Below are 15485 nucleotides of genomic sequence, written 5' to 3' on the forward strand. Positions count from 1 at the left end.
AGATTTTAGCCTAATTATTGTGCGCTTATTTTTCTATAATTTGGGTTTTATGAAAGGAAATGTAATTCTTTTTTTATCCCATTTAATGTTTTCTGAATTGTAATATTCGTTGTTTTTCTTATACTTAAAAACAGTGTCTTCCTCTTGAGTTGTTCTTCTTATGAAATATGAATCATTTTGGTCTAATGAAGATTCAATGGCATTTATTAAATCAAAATAATTTTGAGTTTTTAAAGTGTCTAATGTCGATGCTATAAAAGTTATGTTTTGAAAATTATCTTTATAATTTAATTTTATAAAATCGGAAATCATATTATTTGGTATTTCTATTAAATCTTTTGGCTGTAAATTTATGAAATGAGGAATTGTATCATCAAATTTATAGCCACAGATTCGTCCAATTTTTTCTCTTTGGGAATAATAAATTTTCGAGTCTTTATCAATAATAAAAGTGTTAGTGCCGTAAAATAGCCAGCCTGGTATTGGAGGAGGTGGAGGGATATTTTTGTCCTTTGGCTTGTTGGAGATATTGGTGATGATGTCTTTTTTTGACATTATATATGGAGTGTTTTCAATTGTGTTTTCCTTTTTAGAACAATTAAGGAGCAAACAAATAATAAAACCAATAAAAACTCTTTTCATATAAATAAGATTTAAAATAAAGATATAAAAAAATCCCACCTGCAATTAAGCGGATGAGATTTTAATATTTTAGAAGTTTTTAAAACTATCTAATTGTATTATTCTGAATCAAATCAATATACAAGTTGATTTTATCTTTCAAATCTTTTCTTGGTGTAATAAAATCAAGGAAACCGTGCTCTAAAAGGAACTCAGCTGTTTGAAAACCTTCAGGTAGATCTTTTCCTGTAGTATCACGAACCACACGCGGACCGGCAAAACCAATCAACGCACCAGGTTCGGAAATATTGATATCTCCTAACATAGCGTAAGATGCAGTTGTTCCTCCGGTAGTTGGATCAGTACATAAAGAAATGTACGGTAAGCCGGCTTCGGCAAGCTGTGCCAATTTTACAGACGTCTTAGCCAACTGCATTAAAGAGTAAGCAGCTTCCATCATACGGGCTCCTCCAGATTTGGAAATCATGACAAAAGGTAATTTGTTTTTGATTGCATGATCAATACCTCTTGCGATTTTTTCACCTACAACAGCCCCCATAGATCCACCGATAAAAGCGAAATCCATAGCACAGACAACAAGTTCTTTTCCTTTAGATTTTCCTACTCCGGTACGAACAGCATCCTTCAGATGCGTCTTTTCCATTACATCTTTCAGTCTCTCTGCATATTTTTTTGTATCCACAAAATGCAAAGGATCTTTTGATGTCATGTTTTTATCCAACTCAACAAATTCGTTGTTGTCGAATAAAATTTCAAAATAGATTGCGCTTCCAATTCGAACGTGAAAATCATCTTCCGGACTTACGAATAAGTTTCTCGCTAATTCATCAGCGTCAATAATTTTTCCGGTAGGAGATTTGTACCACAATCCTTTCGGAACGTCCATCTTATCTTCTGTAGCAGTCGTAATCCCTTTTTCCTGTCTTTTAAACCAAGCCATATTTTTGATTTTTGATTTTAGACTTAAAGATTTTAGATTTTAGATTCATGAAAATCTAAAATCTAAAATCAGCAATCTGAAATTATAGTGTATTTACGTTATTCAAATCTGCAAAAGCTTGCTCAAGTCTTGCGTTGAATGTTACTTCGCTTTCACGAACCCATCTTCTTGGGTCATAGAATTTTTTGTTAGGAACATCAGCACCTTCAGGGTTACCAATTTGAGATTTCAAATAGTCAAGGTTTTTAACCATATAATCACGAATTCCTTCAGTATATGCAAATTGTAAATCTGTATCGATGTTCATTTTGATAACTCCGTAGCTAATTCCTTCTCTAATTTCTTCAAGTGTAGAACCTGAACCTCCGTGGAAAACGAAATCAACAGGATTGTGACCTGTGTTGAATTTGTTTTGAACGAAATCCTGAGAATTTTTTAAGATTTTTGGAGTCAATTTTACGTTTCCTGGTTTGTAAACACCGTGAACGTTTCCAAACGCAGCAGCAATTGTAAATTTAGGGCTTACTTTAGATAATTCTTCGTAAGCATAAGCTACTTCTTCTGGCTGAGTGTATAATTTTGAGCTGTCAACATCAGAGTTGTCAACACCATCTTCTTCACCACCCGTAATACCAAGTTCGATTTCTAATGTCATTCCCATTTTGCTCATTCTTGCCAGGTATTCTTTACAGATCTCGATGTTTTCTTCGATTGGCTCCTCAGACAAATCGATCATGTGAGAACTGAATAATGGTTTTCCTGTTTGTGCAAAATGTTTTTCAGATGCATCTAACAAACCATCGATCCAAGGCAATAATTTTTTTGCACAGTGGTCAGTATGTAAAATTACGGTAGCTCCGTAAGCTTCTGCTAAAGTATGAATGTGTTTTGCTCCCGCGATACCTCCTGCGATTGCTGCTTTTTCACCTGCATTAGATAATCCTTTTCCAGCGTTGAATTGTGCTCCTCCGTTTGAAAATTGAATGATAACCGGAGCGTTAAGTTTTGCTGCAGTTTCAAGAACTCCATTAATTGTACTTGATCCGGTAACGTTTACTGCCGGAAGTGCAAATCCTTTTTCTTTTGCATAATTAAAGATTTCCTGTACCTGATCTCCTGTAGCTACTCCTGGTTTAATATTGTGTGCCATTGTAATTTTTTTTAGTTGTTTTTAGGTTTTTAGGTTGCAAAAATAAGAATTAATTAGCATTAGAACGGATAATTTATCCCAAAATTTAAAACCGAATGCCCAAAATTGTATTCTTTAAACCATCTGTCTCCCTTGTCATGCGCCGGATTATAAGTCTTAAAGCCTAAATCTAAGCGAATAACAAAAAAGCTTAAATCATATCGCAAACCAAATCCGGAACCTAAAGCAATTTCATCGAAATCGTTTAAGCTGGAGAATTTTGCCTTTTCATCAGTTACATTATCGAGGACATTCCAGATATTTCCGGCATCTGCAAAGATCGCGCCTTTAACATCTCCGAAAATTTTAAACCTAAATTCTCCACTAAGAGCGATTTTCATATTGGCTTCATTAAAATCATTTACTGCATTTGTACTTCCGGGACCTAATGCGTAAGGTTGCCACGCACGATTGTCATTTGATCCTCCTGAATAGTAACTTCGCGAAAAAGGAATGTAATCAGAATTTCCAAAAGGAATTGCAATACCAAAAAAGCTTCTTACTGCCAACACTTTTTCTTTGCCGAAATCCCAGTGTTTGATATAGTCAAATTCGGTTTTTATATATTCAGAATACTCCAGATTAAATATGTCATAATTACCGCGTGAATTTTTAGGTAAACTTGCCACACTTGAAATGGCCGATAATAAAGTCCCCGCTGATTCTATTTTGGTTTTAAACTGATAGAAAGTATTGTCGGCTAAATCCTTTTTAGTTGTTTTGGTAAAAGTATAGCTGGTAGCTAAAATAAAGTCATTTTCGGTAAGTCGAATTCTTCTTTCTTCTATGCTTTCAATGTCTTTGTATTCTGGATCTGATGGTGTCAAAGCTGTTCTGTTATTTATAACATCATTTGTGAAACCTGTTGTTCCTTTAGGTATGGTCAGGTTTTTTCGATTTTGTTCTTCTGGTGAATCTCCCCAGTTGTCAGCATTTACATTGTAATCTTTTCCAATACCATTCAATTCATCATAAGAAGAAGTATAAACCTTAAAATAATTATCAGGGTTCAGGTTACGGACATATTGTGCGTTTAGTAAGTCTAATTTTGCCGAATTGTATCTTTTTGGAGACCAAAGATAGGATAGACCTCCGGTGAAGTTTTCTTTGTCCAGTCCGATGTTTCTTTGTTTAGAAAAACCAGCTGCTATTGATGTAGATGGGATCATGCTTTTCGGAATAATTTTCTCAGTTCCAAAAGGCATTAAAATTCTAGGGAAATTAAGTTTCATGTCAACCCCATATTCTGAAACATTAAAGAAATTATCATTAGGATTGGCCATATCTTTTGATGAACCCACATTTACACGTGCGGAAATTTCTAAGGTTTCAGCCCTGTTGAATACATTTCGAATCGTTTCAGAAACACTGGCTCCAATTCCAAAATCCTGAATATTAGAGTGAGTTAAATCTAAAGTAGCTCCAAAACTGTATTTTTTTCGTGGTGTTAAATAAACTTTTGCAATTAACGATTGGGCAGTTGAATCTCGTTTGTCAACTTCATATTGTATGGATGGATAATTAAAAATTTTCAGATTGTTTAGATAACGTGATGAAAGAGTGGTTCTGAAATCAGCATAAGTGCCTCCTTTTGTTATAAAAATAGCATCAGTAATTGCACGGGGCTTGTATTTTAATCTGTCATAACTATATAAGTTGAAATTTTTGTATGTAGTGCTGTCTTTGATTTGGCTTTTTGCACGGGCTGGTGAATAATCGGTATAAATGTTAACATCGCTTATTTTATACAATTTAAAAGGTTCTGTTCTGCTGGAATCTTTTTCTTGTATGCTGTTATCTTTGATAATTAAATTTATATCGGCTTTGTTCTTTTTACCAATAGTGTCAACGTCAAAAGTTACATAAGTAGGCTGAAAAAAGTAGGCTCCGTGGTTTCTAAAATAGGTAGTAATGCGGTTTTTTTCTTCTTCAAAATCACTTGTTTTAAATTGATTTCCTGATTTTAAAATAGGAGGCTCAGGGTTTGTTTTATATAATGAATCTAAAGCCGGAGTACTAATGTTTTGTTTAATAGAATCTAAGGTGTAAACAGCTCCTGTTGTAATATTGTAATTGATTTTTGCTCTTTTATAACCGACACTGTCAATGTCATAATTCATCGCTACATTGAAATAACCATTATTGAAATAATAAGATTTTAAGCGAAGTAACGTTTTTTTAGTTTTTGAAGTATCAATAATTACTGGAGCTTCTCCGGTTCTTTTTAAGAATTCATGGATGCCTTTGTACAGAAAGGATTGTCCAAGGCGATCTACCTGTTTAGCAGATAATATTTTTGATTGGCGCTCATATTTGCCCGGGTTGTTTTTAAATTTTGCCTGATAAGTAGAATCAGGATTTAATTTTGCCAGATTATACAAGTTTAAACGCAGGCGAAATCCTAATAAATTACTATTTGGTTTTTGATACATTTGATTAGAGGCAGTTTCGTCATTGGTAGATTTGCCGTTTACAATAATATCATTTTTTGTAAGTAAGTTTTTTCCGTCTGGAACTCTTTTCACAGCATTACAAGCGCAAATAAATATTGCTATTAGAATAAATGCTGTTATTTTTGTAAAAATCTTTTTCAAGTGTTTTTAAATATTTAATTCAAAAGTACATTATATTTTATGATTAGTAAAAATCAAATAAAACTTATAACAGGTTTGCATCAAAAAAAACAACGTTTTGCTAATCAATTGTTTTTTGCCGAAGGAATTAAAGTAATTCAGGAATTGCTGCAGTCCAATTTTGAATTAGAATATTTGTTCACTACGCAAAATGATTTTGAAAAGGTTGAATTTTCAAAACGTATTTCTATTACAGAACAAGAACTAAAAAAAATAAGCGCCTTATCAACTCCAAATACCTGTTTGGCTGTATTCAAAATCCCTGCCGAAAAAAAAATAATCGATTCAGATCTAATTTTAGCTTTGGATGATATACGGGATCCAGGAAATTTAGGAACCATTTTAAGACTTTGCGATTGGTTTGGAATTCAGCAAATCATCTGTTCAAAAGAAACTGTTGATATTTACAATCCAAAAGTAGTGCAGGCCACAATGGGATCTATCGCAAGAGTAAATGTAAATTATGTTGATTTGAAATCTTTTATAACAAACGCAAAATTGCCTGTCTTTGGAACTTTTATGAATGGTGAAAATATCTATCAATCTGCATTACCTCAAAACGGAATCATTATTATGGGTAATGAAGCCAATGGTATTTCGGCAGAGATTGAAAAAACAGTAACAAGCCGACTCACAATTCCCAGATTTGGTAAACTGCAAAAAACCGAAAGTTTAAATGTAGCAACCGCCACTGCTATTGTTCTTAGTGAGTTTAAACGAAAAAGTTAAGCTTTTGTTTTAATGAAAAGTAAAATTTATTAAAATCGCTCTCGATTTCATAGAGCTTATATTATCTGTCCATGGACTATTTGGGTTTTCAAGTGTTTTATTGTCTCTGATTAATTCATCAGTTATACCAAACATGCCTCTGATAGATGGAGAGAAAATAAAATATTCAGAGAAAATATCGATACCGAAACCAATTTCATATGCAGAACTCCAAGATTTAGTTCTAAATGTACCTTCAAAATTGTCGTCTTTAGATTTTGAATTGCTGGATAAATTTAAAGTAGTAGAAAGTCCTCCTGTTAAATAAGGACGTATGTTTCCGGTACGCAAAGCTGAAAATTTCAATAATAATGGAAAATGAATGTAAGTGCTGTTTACTTCTCTTAAATAATCATTTTCTGAAGTGAACTCAGGATAATGTAGATCTCTTTTTGTATAATACAAACCTGGTTCAAAACGTAAATTTACATATTCCTGCAGTCTTAAATCTGCGACAACCCCAACATTAAATCCTGTTGTTTTTTTTACCTGAATATCCTCTGCAACCTGTTTATAATCAAATTTAAAATCAAAGCTGTTAAAGCCTAAATAATAACCAAAATACAGGCGTTGTTTTTGCCAGTTTTCCAGGTTAATAATGGGATCTTTACTAAACATGCTTTTAGCAAATTGAGAATATCCCTGTGTCGATAATACTAATAAAATTAAGACTACTGTTTTTTTCATATTATTTTTTAGAAGCAGAATATATAGTTGCAACTCCAAAAGTTTGAGGCATCGCCACAACATCTATAAACCCAATTTTTCTTAAAATATTGTTCAGAGCCTCCCCATAAGGAAAAGCAGCAGCAGATTCTGATAAATATCCATAAGCAGAATTATCTTTAGAAAATAATTTTCCTATAATGGGAAGTATACTTTTGGTGTAAAAACGATATCCTTGTTTATAAGGTGTTTTGTCAGGAACTGAAGTTTCTAAAATCACAAACACACCGTTAGGTTTTAAAACTCTTAAGATTTCAGCAAAACCTTTTTCTAAATTCTCAAAATTCCGAACTCCAAATCCTACTGTAATAGCATCAAAATAATTATCCTCAAACGGCAAGTTTTCAGAATCGCCTAAGACTAATTCAATTGTATTTGAAAGTTTTTTTTCTTCCACTTTTTTTCTTCCAACTTCCAGCATTCCGGCAGAAATATCTAAGCCAATAATTTTTTCGGCATTACTTTGTGCCATTAAAATAGCAAGATCTCCGGTTCCGGTAGCAATGTCAAGTATGATTTTTGGGTTAGAATCAGAAACTATTTTCAAAACTTTTTTACGCCATTTTACATCTATTCCAAACGAAATTACACGATTTAAATTATCGTAGTTTCCTGATATAGTGTCAAACATTTGGGCAACTTGTTCTTTTTTACCTAATGTTGAGTTTTTGTACGGAGTTATTTTTTCAGACATTTTTTTTATTTACGCAAATATAACATAAAGTATTTAACTGCAATTGTGTTTCTTAATTAGGATAGAAAATGTTTTTCAGACATTAAATCGGGATATTTAGTAAAATCACTAAAAGTGGGTATTGTAGGTAAGGTATTTATTGGTGAATTTAGCATCTGTAAAAATGTTAATATTTTTTCAATGATTAATAGAGATACAATGACCCAAATCAAATGGGTGCTCCTTGCGCTTAGCATCTCGTTTGTTCTTGTAAGCTGTTTTGAAAGTACTGTTTTTGAGAGCAGTATTATATTTAAAGCGCAAAATACGTTCTTAGGATTAAATTTGTTTTTGGAAATTTTAATTTTCTTTGCCTTTAGTACCTTCGTGGTATTTGGTATTAAGGGTTTTTTTGAGATGTACTCTCAAAAAATATCAAATGTTATTATATTCCTCTCAGGGGTATTTTTAATATTTGTAATTTTTATTTTATGTTATCAAATATTGTTTCTGGAGTAGGTCATTGCTCTAATCATTGGATTTAAATAAAAACATCCTCAAGCAATTGAGGATGTTTTTTTATTTTTTAATGTATGTTTCGTAGGTATAATCATAAAGGTGGGTCTCATCTTTAAAGTTTTCTTCGGATTCAACCAATTGCCATTCCCTCTCATTAATTTTAGGAAAAAAGGCATCGGCTTCAAAGGTGTTATGCACGCGGGTTATTTCAATTATATCAGCATACTGCAATCCTAAACTATAAATTTCTCCGCCTCCTATGATGTATGAATCTTCATTTTCCGGGCATATTGAAATGGCTTTTTCCATACTGTCAACGACTATGCAGCCTCCCGGGTTATAGTTTTCTTGTCGGGATATTACAATATGTGTTCTGTTGGGTAATGGTTTTGGAAAACTTTCAAAAGTTTTTCTTCCCATTATGATATGGTGATTAGTAGTAAGTGATTTGAATCTTTTAAAATCATTTGGGAGATGCCAGACTAATTTGTTTTTTTTTCCCAAGGCATTGTTTTCGGCAACAGCCGCTATCATTATAAGCATAGTGTATTCAAACTAAATTTTATTTTCAGGATTATCATTTATGGAAGATTCTAGTTGATTAATTCTCTTTTGCTGAAGAGCAACCAATCGGTCAATTTGTTCTCTTTCCCATTTTTTGTTCATAAATCGATCTGTGATATAAATTTTTATGAAGTGCAAAATAAAAATAAAAAACCATATAGTAATAATCCAAATGCACCAATTTTCTGCTGTTCCAATGCGAAATCCACAGAATCTATTGGCGATAAATAAAAATAAACTCCCCAATAGAAAAAGTACAAAATGAAAATATAATGTTTTTTTCTGTCTGATTCTTTTACGGGCATATTCGTATTGTTCGTGAACTTCTTTTTCCATAATTGATTCAAAATAAGATTATAAAGTTATAATTTATTTTGAAAACTCACTATTTTGAATAAATAATATTTGGTTTGAAATTGACAGTAAATCCGAATTTACGAATTTAAAAGCTTTAAATTAAAGATGTTACAAAAAAAATGCTTCTAATTACCATAATCATAAATCATGTTATAAGATATTGTTAACTCAAATGAATTTGCGAACTTTGAGTATAAAACTAAAAATGAAACAGTTATGTCTTTAAAAAAACAATTTATCAAAACGAAACCAGTTGTTAAGGTAACATTTTCAATTGATGCTAAGGATGCTAATTCTGCCGCAGTAGTTGGAGATTTTAATAACTGGAACATAGAAGAAGGAACATTAAGCAAGCTAAAAAATGGAACTTTTAAAGCCACTTATGATTTAGTAAAAGATGCTATTTATGAGTTTAAGTATGTAGTTGACGGGCTTTATATTAACGATCCGGAAGCAGATTCTTATAGATGGAATGATTTTGCAGGAAGTGAAAATAGTGTTTTAGTAGTATAAAAAAATCCGCTGATGCGGATTTTTATAATTTTATACTGCAACACTTCCTTTTATTCCTGCATGAGGTTCGTAATCTAAAAGTGTAAAATCATTATAATCAAAATCAAAAATGTTTTTGATCTCAGGATTTAAAATCATTTTGGGTAATGGTTTCGGTTCTCGTGTTAATTGCAGTTCCAATTGCTCAAAATGATTGTTGTAAATGTGTGCATCACCAAAAGTGTGAATGAATTCACCATATTCTAAATCGCAAACTTGCGCAATCATCATGGTTAATAATGCATATGAAGCAATATTGAAAGGAACTCCTAAGAAAATATCAGCACTTCGTTGATATAACTGACAGGATAGTTTTCCTTTTGTTTCGCCTTTTTCAGTATCCGGATTCGAAACGTAAAATTGAAAAAAAGCATGGCAAGGAGGTAAAGCTGCCTTATTGTTGGCTACGTTTTCTTCAAATGACTTTTTTGTATCCGGCAAAACTGATGGATTCCAGGCAGAAACCAGCATTCTGCGGCTATTCGGATTTGTTTTTAATTCAGTAATCAATTCAGAAATTTGATCGATTTCTTCGCTATTCCAATTACGCCACTGATGTCCGTAAACCGGGCCTAAATCTCCATTAGAATCTGCCCACGCATCCCAAATTTTTACTCCGTTTTCCTGAAGATATTGAATATTGGTGTCGCCTTTTAAAAACCAAAGCAATTCATAAATAATCGATTTTAAATGTAGTTTTTTGGTTGTAACCATTGGAAAACCTTCACTTAAATCAAAACGCATCTGATAACCAAATACGCTTTTAGTTCCGGTTCCGGTTCGGTCTCCTTTTTGATTGCCGTTTTCTAAAACGTGTTTTACCAGATCTAAGTATTGTTTCATGGTGTGTTTATTCTGTTAATTGTTTAATCGTTTAATCGAATAAACGGTTTGAGGATTAAACATAAAAAATTATCTTCTTGAGATTTCGTCTCTGATTTTAGCTGCTTTCTCATAATCTTCCTGAGAAACTGCCTGGTCTAAAAGTTCGTTTAGCTCTTGTAAACTGTGTTTGGCATAAACATCCCCAGACTGGTTCGTTTCTTCTTCGTGTCCGAAAGTTTCTGGATTAGAAAGTACATCATCGATTTCCTGCGATCCTGCGTCAGTTTCAGCAGTATTAGATTTTAAGTAAATACCTGCTTTATCTAAAATGTTTTTATAAGTAAAAATAGGAGCACTGAACCGTAATGCTAAAGCAATTGCATCAGATGTCCTGGCATCTATAATTTCTTCTATTTTGTCTCTTTCACAAATCAGACTTGAATAAAAAACGCCATCTACAAGCTTGTGAATGATTACCTGTTTTACAACGATATCAAATCTTTCTGCAAAATTCTTGAATAAATCGTGTGTTAATGGACGAGGTGGTTTAATCTCTTTTTCTAAAGCAATAGCAATTGATTGGGCTTCAAAAGCACCAATAACAATAGGTAGTTTTCTTTCGCCATCGACTTCATTCAAAATTAAGGCATATGCGCCATTTTGAGTTTGGCTGTATGAAATTCCTTTTATAGACAATTTTACTAGACTCATATATATTTGTAAAAGTGGAGTTTGACTCCACATTTTAATACTTTTTTTGATTGGAAAATAAAGGTGCAATTTTAATCAAAAAATATGGAACAAAAAAGCCACCTAAAGCAAAGATACGATTATCTTATTTTTAGGCAGCTATATTTTTATAGAGAATTTCTTAAATTAAGAATGTTGTGATTTGAAAGCTTTTAGTTTCTCAATTAATTGAGGTACAATTTCGAATGCATCTCCTACTACACCATAATCAGCTACCTTAAAGAATGGAGCTTCTGGATCACTATTAATAACCACTTTTACTTTTGATGAATTGATACCTGCAATGTGCTGAATCGCTCCGGAAATTCCTACTGCAATGTATAAGTTTGTTGCAACCGGTTTTCCTGTTTGTCCAACGTGTTCACTGTGAGGTCTCCATCCTAAGTCAGAAACTGGTTTGGAACATGCAGTTGCAGCACCTAAAACAGACGCTAAATCTTCAATTAATCCCCAGTTTTCAGGGCCTTTTAATCCACGTCCACCAGAAACTACGATGTCGGCATCAGCAATAGATACTTTTCCGTTTACTTTTTCAACAGATTCTACTTTTACTCCAAAATCATTTTCTCCAATAGTTGGATTAAAATCTTCTTCTGCTCCGGCTCCTGCACTTTCAAAAATTCCGTAAGAGTTTTTAGCTAAACCAAGAACTTTTACATCAGTATTAATTTCTGTAATATTGAAAGCTTTGTTTGAGAAAGCATTTCTTTTTACCTGAAATGGTGCAGTGCTAACCGGCAATCCAACAACATTTGAAGCAAAACCAGCCTGTAAAGACACTGCTACTAATGATGAAAGATATATACTGTCTGTAGTAGAAGAGAGCAATATTACTTTTGCTCCTTCTTTTTGAGCAGCTTGTTTAATGACATCAGCGTAAGCCTTTGCTGTAAAACCTGCTAATTTATCATTGTTTACTTTTAATACTTTATCAACTCCGTATTTTGCTAATTCGCTTACGTCACTGATGTTTACAGTTACAGCAGTAACCGTTGTTCCTAAAGTTTCAGCTACTTTCTTTGCGTAAGACGCTAATTCGAACGCTACCTTTTTAAATTTTCCTTCTGCAGATTCTGCATATATTAATAATGACATAATTTTTATTTTTAGTCATAAAGCTTAAAAGTGTAAAGTCATAAAGATAGTATTACTGATTTTCCCTTTTGACTTTTGACTTTCGACTTTTTGACGGTTAGATTACTTTTGCTTCGTTGTGTAATAAATTGATCAACTCATCTAAATTATCTGCAGCAACTAATTTTACTGCTGATTTTGGAGCTGGTTTTTCAAATTTAACTGCTTTTGTGTTTATGGGCGCATCAATAGGCTCAAGGATTGTTAAAGCTTTTGTTCTTGCTGTCATAATTCCTCTCATGTTCGGAATACGTAAGTCTTTTTCTTCAACAAGTCCTTTTTGTCCACCAATGATTAATGGTAGAGTAGTGCTTACAGTTTCTTTTCCACCGTCAATTTCGCGAACTGCTTTTACATTGTTTCCGTCAACAGTTAAAGAAGTACAAGAGTTTAAAAAGTTAGATCCTAAAATTCCGGCAATCATTCCAGGAACCATTCCGCCATTATAATCTAAAGATTCTTTTCCTGCGATTACTAAGTCGTAACCGCCATTTTTAATTACTTCGGCTAATTGTTTTGCAACAAAAAAGCCGTCAGTTGGATTTGCATTTACACGAATTGCCTCGTTTGCACCTATTGCCAAAGCTTTGCGTAAAGTTGGCTCAGTGTCAGGACCTCCCACATTTACAACAGTTACATTGGCACCTTGTTGTTCCTGAAACCAAATAGCGCGGGTTAAACCAAACTCATCATTAGGATTAATTACATATTGTACACCATTGGTATCGAATTCTGAATCACCATTGGAGAAGTTAATTTTTGAAGTAGTATCAGGCACATGGCTGATGCAAACCAATATTTTCATAAGTATATATTTTATATTTATTAATTTCTTTTACAAATTTAGAATTTAATTTGGAATAATTATACTATGCGCGCATAATATTTTAAAAACTATTACGATTTCGAAGATTACTAATTTATTCGCAGATTATTTCTTTTATATCGAAATGATGTCTTCGTTTGTTTGCTTTTTCAAAAAAATACATCTTTAGGTGTATTTTTAGGTAAGATATTTAAATTTAATTTTGGAAAAATTTAATTCCTGAAATATGAAACAATTTTACAAAAAACTAAGTATTTTTTTTACTGTCGTAATATTGCTTTTTACGTCCTGTTCCAAAGATGAAACAACAAAAGAAGAACCAGCCAGTTATAGTCTTCTGTCCAGTGAAACTCTTCCTGGTGAAGTGGTTGAAATTAAGACAAGTAAGGAAAATAAAGAACAGGAGATTGAAGTTCTTTTAGATGGGAAGCCAGTTAAGGCTTATGCAAACGGAGGGTATTCTTATGTTTTCATGACACCTGTATTGCCTTCTGGAAATTATGATATTATACTTCCTTCAAACAAAGATAATGTAACTTTAAAAATAAAAATTGGCAATTATGTTGCGATTACTCAGCCTGAAGAAGTTATAAATGAATTTATAAACAATAGGGATGAAAGTTTTGAAGAGATTAAGAAAATGGGCACTACTCCTGAAACACTTTTATTGATAGATCAGGTGAAACAAGAATGGGAATTTCAATACAGTAAGGTGTCGGAAGCAGATAAGCTACAGTTGGCCTATATCCTGCAAAAAAACACAATAAACCCTGATTGGTTCAGTGCTCCATCTGAATATCCTGAAAATTATTATAACAAGTCCACTATTTTTGCTTTAGATGCTGGTGAAAAATTAGTAACTACGGCTAAAGAATTTGTTACTGCAGAGACAGTTTGTCTGGCATCAATACCAGCTTTGGTAGGAACGGGGAGGTTATTTATAGCTGCTCCCAATTTTGTGACAGGGGCTATCTTTGTTGCCACTTTTACTGTTTTTATTGTTTCGAGGGAGGTAGCAATTAACAAAGCAAAACAAGTTGGAAACCTAAAAGGTGTCGCTGAAGCAGTTTCTGATCTTTCCAATAAAACCGGAGATTTAGTTTTGGTTAAAGATGTAGATACTGATGTCAGTTTGAAAGTCAATTTTAGAAATTTGAAAGAAGCAGATCTAAATATTCAACCTGATATTACAAAAGCTTTTAATGGAGAAAAAAAGTTTGCTGAAGAAGATGGAAAAATAAAGAAATTATACGACCAGGCAATTCAATTTACACAAAAATTAAAGGGGTTGTTTGTAAATCATACTGCCACAATTGGAAAAACTCCTGAACGTAGCATGACTTTGGCGGTATTGGATAAAGATATAATTGTAAAAGGTTCAGGCAATGCTGATGTTAAAATAAGTACTACTCTAAATGGAGAAGTTCGAAAAATTAAAGCAACATCTACCAGTACAAAAGATATTGATTTTACATTAAAAATAGCTTATAAAAGAGCAGTAGATGGTGTAGAAATAGTTAAGGATATCCCTTGTGTTTTAAAGGCAAGTGCAACGTTGCTTGGAACTTGGGAATTAGAATCGTTTGAGAATGGAATTCCAGTTGGACAATATAGATATTCTTATAGTAATACCTGTAAAAGTATAGCTACTATTTATTCTACAACTTTAAAAAAGACATTTGTATTTACTGAAAATACCTATAGTATTAATCAACGTGATGGATATATCGATTATAACTACATTATAGATTATTCAAACTGTTCTATAGAAAAAGATTATCCAGATTTGGTAGGAGAAGTTGACGCTGCTGAAAATGGAACATATGTTTTTGATGGAAAAACTTTTTCTTATACAGTAGAAAAAAGTGGATTTAAGTGGGCTTATGAAATCACTTTTATTAGTGCAAATAAGATCAAAATGGGAGGAGACGTATATGTCAGAAAATAGACAGGATAATATCATTTGCAATTTGTCCTCAATATCATGGACAAAAAAAGATAATCTTAGAAAAGAGTTCTGAAAAATTTAAAGAATGAGATTCATTAAAAGGGTAGAAGATAATATTTTCTATCCTTTTTTTATTAACTATAGTCTTAAATAAAAATCAAATGGTACTGCCTAATTACTGAAAAGAATTATTCTTTAACCTGTATACTTCTTCCTAAAATTCGATAAAGCTAATTAGAAAAACATATTTTGTTATTTAGTTTTTCATTAGTTTGTATTGAAAGTGATTTTTATAAAATAATATAAGCAAAATTGAGTTTTTACAAGATATCTTTTAATGAAAAAAAGTGACTCTGTATCTATTTTGTAAATATCACAATATATTTTAAAAAGTTAAAAGTGAAAGAAGAACGAGAAGTTACTGTTATTTTAAACTCAA

Annotated in this window: 15 protein-coding genes; 3 read left to right on the forward strand and 12 right to left on the reverse strand. The window is 32.4% G+C overall.

Annotation, left to right across the window (positions count from 1 at the left end):
* Positions 1–33: 33 nt before the first annotated feature.
* From DMB68_RS11705 to tamL, 4 genes are all read right to left on the reverse strand, one after another.
* On the reverse strand, positions 34–642 hold the full coding sequence (locus DMB68_RS11705; RefSeq protein WP_110346842.1) for a hypothetical protein: 609 nt from the start codon (positions 640–642) through the stop codon (positions 34–36).
* Positions 643–727: 85 nt separating this feature from the next.
* The gene (accD, locus tag DMB68_RS11710; RefSeq protein ID WP_110346843.1) at positions 728–1582 is read right to left on the reverse strand and encodes an acetyl-CoA carboxylase, carboxyltransferase subunit beta; all 855 of its coding nucleotides are present in this window, start codon (positions 1580–1582) and stop codon (positions 728–730) included.
* A gap of 82 nt (positions 1583–1664) precedes the next feature.
* Positions 1665–2732, reverse strand: coding sequence for a class II fructose-bisphosphate aldolase (fbaA, locus tag DMB68_RS11715; protein ID WP_110346844.1), 1068 nt, complete (start codon positions 2730–2732; stop codon positions 1665–1667).
* A gap of 59 nt (positions 2733–2791) precedes the next feature.
* Positions 2792–5365, reverse strand: coding sequence for a translocation and assembly module lipoprotein TamL (gene tamL, locus DMB68_RS11720; protein WP_110346845.1), 2574 nt, complete (start codon positions 5363–5365; stop codon positions 2792–2794).
* Between the two features lie 39 nt (positions 5366–5404).
* Between tamL and DMB68_RS11725 the strand changes: the two genes are divergently transcribed.
* Positions 5405–6133: a TrmH family RNA methyltransferase gene (locus DMB68_RS11725; RefSeq protein ID WP_110346846.1), complete on the forward strand. Its 729-nt coding sequence runs from the start codon at positions 5405–5407 to the stop codon at positions 6131–6133.
* Between the two features lie 9 nt (positions 6134–6142).
* Here DMB68_RS11725 and porT read toward each other — a convergent pair whose 3' ends face one another.
* From porT to DMB68_RS11750, 4 genes are all read right to left on the reverse strand, one after another.
* Positions 6143–6859 (reverse strand): type IX secretion/gliding motility protein PorT/SprT, encoded by a 717-nt coding sequence (porT, locus tag DMB68_RS11730; protein WP_110346847.1) that lies wholly within the window; start codon positions 6857–6859, stop codon positions 6143–6145.
* Position 6860: 1 nt separating this feature from the next.
* Positions 6861–7592 carry a bifunctional demethylmenaquinone methyltransferase/2-methoxy-6-polyprenyl-1,4-benzoquinol methylase UbiE gene (ubiE, locus tag DMB68_RS11735; RefSeq protein ID WP_110346848.1) on the reverse strand — a complete coding sequence of 244 codons (732 nt, stop codon included), beginning with the start codon at positions 7590–7592 and terminating at the stop codon, positions 6861–6863.
* 558 nt (positions 7593–8150) lie between these two features.
* Positions 8151–8633, reverse strand: coding sequence for a dihydrofolate reductase (locus DMB68_RS11745; protein WP_110346849.1), 483 nt, complete (start codon positions 8631–8633; stop codon positions 8151–8153).
* A gap of 12 nt (positions 8634–8645) precedes the next feature.
* Entirely contained in the window at positions 8646–8990 is a 345-nt protein-coding gene (locus tag DMB68_RS11750; protein ID WP_110346850.1) for a 2TM domain-containing protein, read from the reverse strand.
* Between the two features lie 237 nt (positions 8991–9227).
* Here DMB68_RS11750 and DMB68_RS11755 point away from each other — a divergent pair, with 237 nt between their 5' ends.
* On the forward strand, positions 9228–9524 hold the full coding sequence (locus tag DMB68_RS11755) for an isoamylase early set domain-containing protein (protein ID WP_110346851.1): 297 nt from the start codon (positions 9228–9230) through the stop codon (positions 9522–9524).
* 30 nt (positions 9525–9554) lie between these two features.
* Here DMB68_RS11755 and DMB68_RS11760 read toward each other — a convergent pair whose 3' ends face one another.
* From DMB68_RS11760 to DMB68_RS11775, 4 genes are all read right to left on the reverse strand, one after another.
* Entirely contained in the window at positions 9555–10406 is an 852-nt protein-coding gene (locus tag DMB68_RS11760; protein ID WP_110346852.1) for a thymidylate synthase, read from the reverse strand.
* A 69-nt stretch (positions 10407–10475) separates the two neighbouring features.
* The gene (locus tag DMB68_RS11765) at positions 10476–11099 is read right to left on the reverse strand and encodes a bifunctional nuclease family protein (RefSeq protein WP_110305790.1); all 624 of its coding nucleotides are present in this window, start codon (positions 11097–11099) and stop codon (positions 10476–10478) included.
* Positions 11100–11264: 165 nt separating this feature from the next.
* On the reverse strand, positions 11265–12233 hold the full coding sequence (locus DMB68_RS11770) for an electron transfer flavoprotein subunit alpha/FixB family protein (RefSeq protein ID WP_110346853.1): 969 nt from the start codon (positions 12231–12233) through the stop codon (positions 11265–11267).
* A 97-nt stretch (positions 12234–12330) separates the two neighbouring features.
* Positions 12331–13077 (reverse strand): electron transfer flavoprotein subunit beta/FixA family protein, encoded by a 747-nt coding sequence (locus tag DMB68_RS11775; protein WP_110346854.1) that lies wholly within the window; start codon positions 13075–13077, stop codon positions 12331–12333.
* 247 nt (positions 13078–13324) lie between these two features.
* On the opposite strand from DMB68_RS11775, the gene DMB68_RS11780 reads away from it, so the two are divergent.
* Positions 13325–15046 carry a hypothetical protein gene (locus DMB68_RS11780; protein ID WP_110346855.1) on the forward strand — a complete coding sequence of 574 codons (1722 nt, stop codon included), beginning with the start codon at positions 13325–13327 and terminating at the stop codon, positions 15044–15046.
* The last annotated feature ends 439 nt before the right edge of the window (positions 15047–15485 follow it).

Origin of the sequence: Flavobacterium hydrophilum, from assembly GCF_003202405.1 — a bacterium.
Classification (GTDB): domain Bacteria; phylum Bacteroidota; class Bacteroidia; order Flavobacteriales; family Flavobacteriaceae; genus Flavobacterium; species Flavobacterium hydrophilum.

Bases quoted from the DNA above. Each gene is read 5' to 3' on its own strand.
- DMB68_RS11705 (WP_110346842.1), bottom strand. From the start codon at position 642: ATGAAAAGAGTTTTTATTGGTTTTATTATTTGTTTGCTCCTTAATTGT.
- accD (WP_110346843.1), bottom strand. From the start codon at position 1,582: ATGGCTTGGTTTAAAAGACAGGAAAAAGGGATTACGACTGCTACAGAA.
- fbaA (WP_110346844.1), bottom strand. From the start codon at position 2,732: ATGGCACACAATATTAAACCAGGAGTAGCTACAGGAGATCAGGTACAG.
- DMB68_RS11725 (WP_110346846.1), top strand. From the start codon at position 5,405: ATGATTAGTAAAAATCAAATAAAACTTATAACAGGTTTGCATCAAAAA.
- porT (WP_110346847.1), bottom strand. From the start codon at position 6,859: ATGAAAAAAACAGTAGTCTTAATTTTATTAGTATTATCGACACAGGGA.
- ubiE (WP_110346848.1), bottom strand. From the start codon at position 7,592: ATGTCTGAAAAAATAACTCCGTACAAAAACTCAACATTAGGTAAAAAA.
- DMB68_RS11745 (WP_110346849.1), bottom strand. From the start codon at position 8,633: ATGCTTATAATGATAGCGGCTGTTGCCGAAAACAATGCCTTGGGAAAA.
- DMB68_RS11750 (WP_110346850.1), bottom strand. From the start codon at position 8,990: ATGGAAAAAGAAGTTCACGAACAATACGAATATGCCCGTAAAAGAATC.
- DMB68_RS11755 (WP_110346851.1), top strand. From the start codon at position 9,228: ATGTCTTTAAAAAAACAATTTATCAAAACGAAACCAGTTGTTAAGGTA.
- DMB68_RS11760 (WP_110346852.1), bottom strand. From the start codon at position 10,406: ATGAAACAATACTTAGATCTGGTAAAACACGTTTTAGAAAACGGCAAT.
- DMB68_RS11765 (WP_110305790.1), bottom strand. From the start codon at position 11,099: ATGAGTCTAGTAAAATTGTCTATAAAAGGAATTTCATACAGCCAAACT.
- DMB68_RS11770 (WP_110346853.1), bottom strand. From the start codon at position 12,233: ATGTCATTATTAATATATGCAGAATCTGCAGAAGGAAAATTTAAAAAG.
- DMB68_RS11775 (WP_110346854.1), bottom strand. From the start codon at position 13,077: ATGAAAATATTGGTTTGCATCAGCCATGTGCCTGATACTACTTCAAAA.
- DMB68_RS11780 (WP_110346855.1), top strand. From the start codon at position 13,325: ATGAAACAATTTTACAAAAAACTAAGTATTTTTTTTACTGTCGTAATA.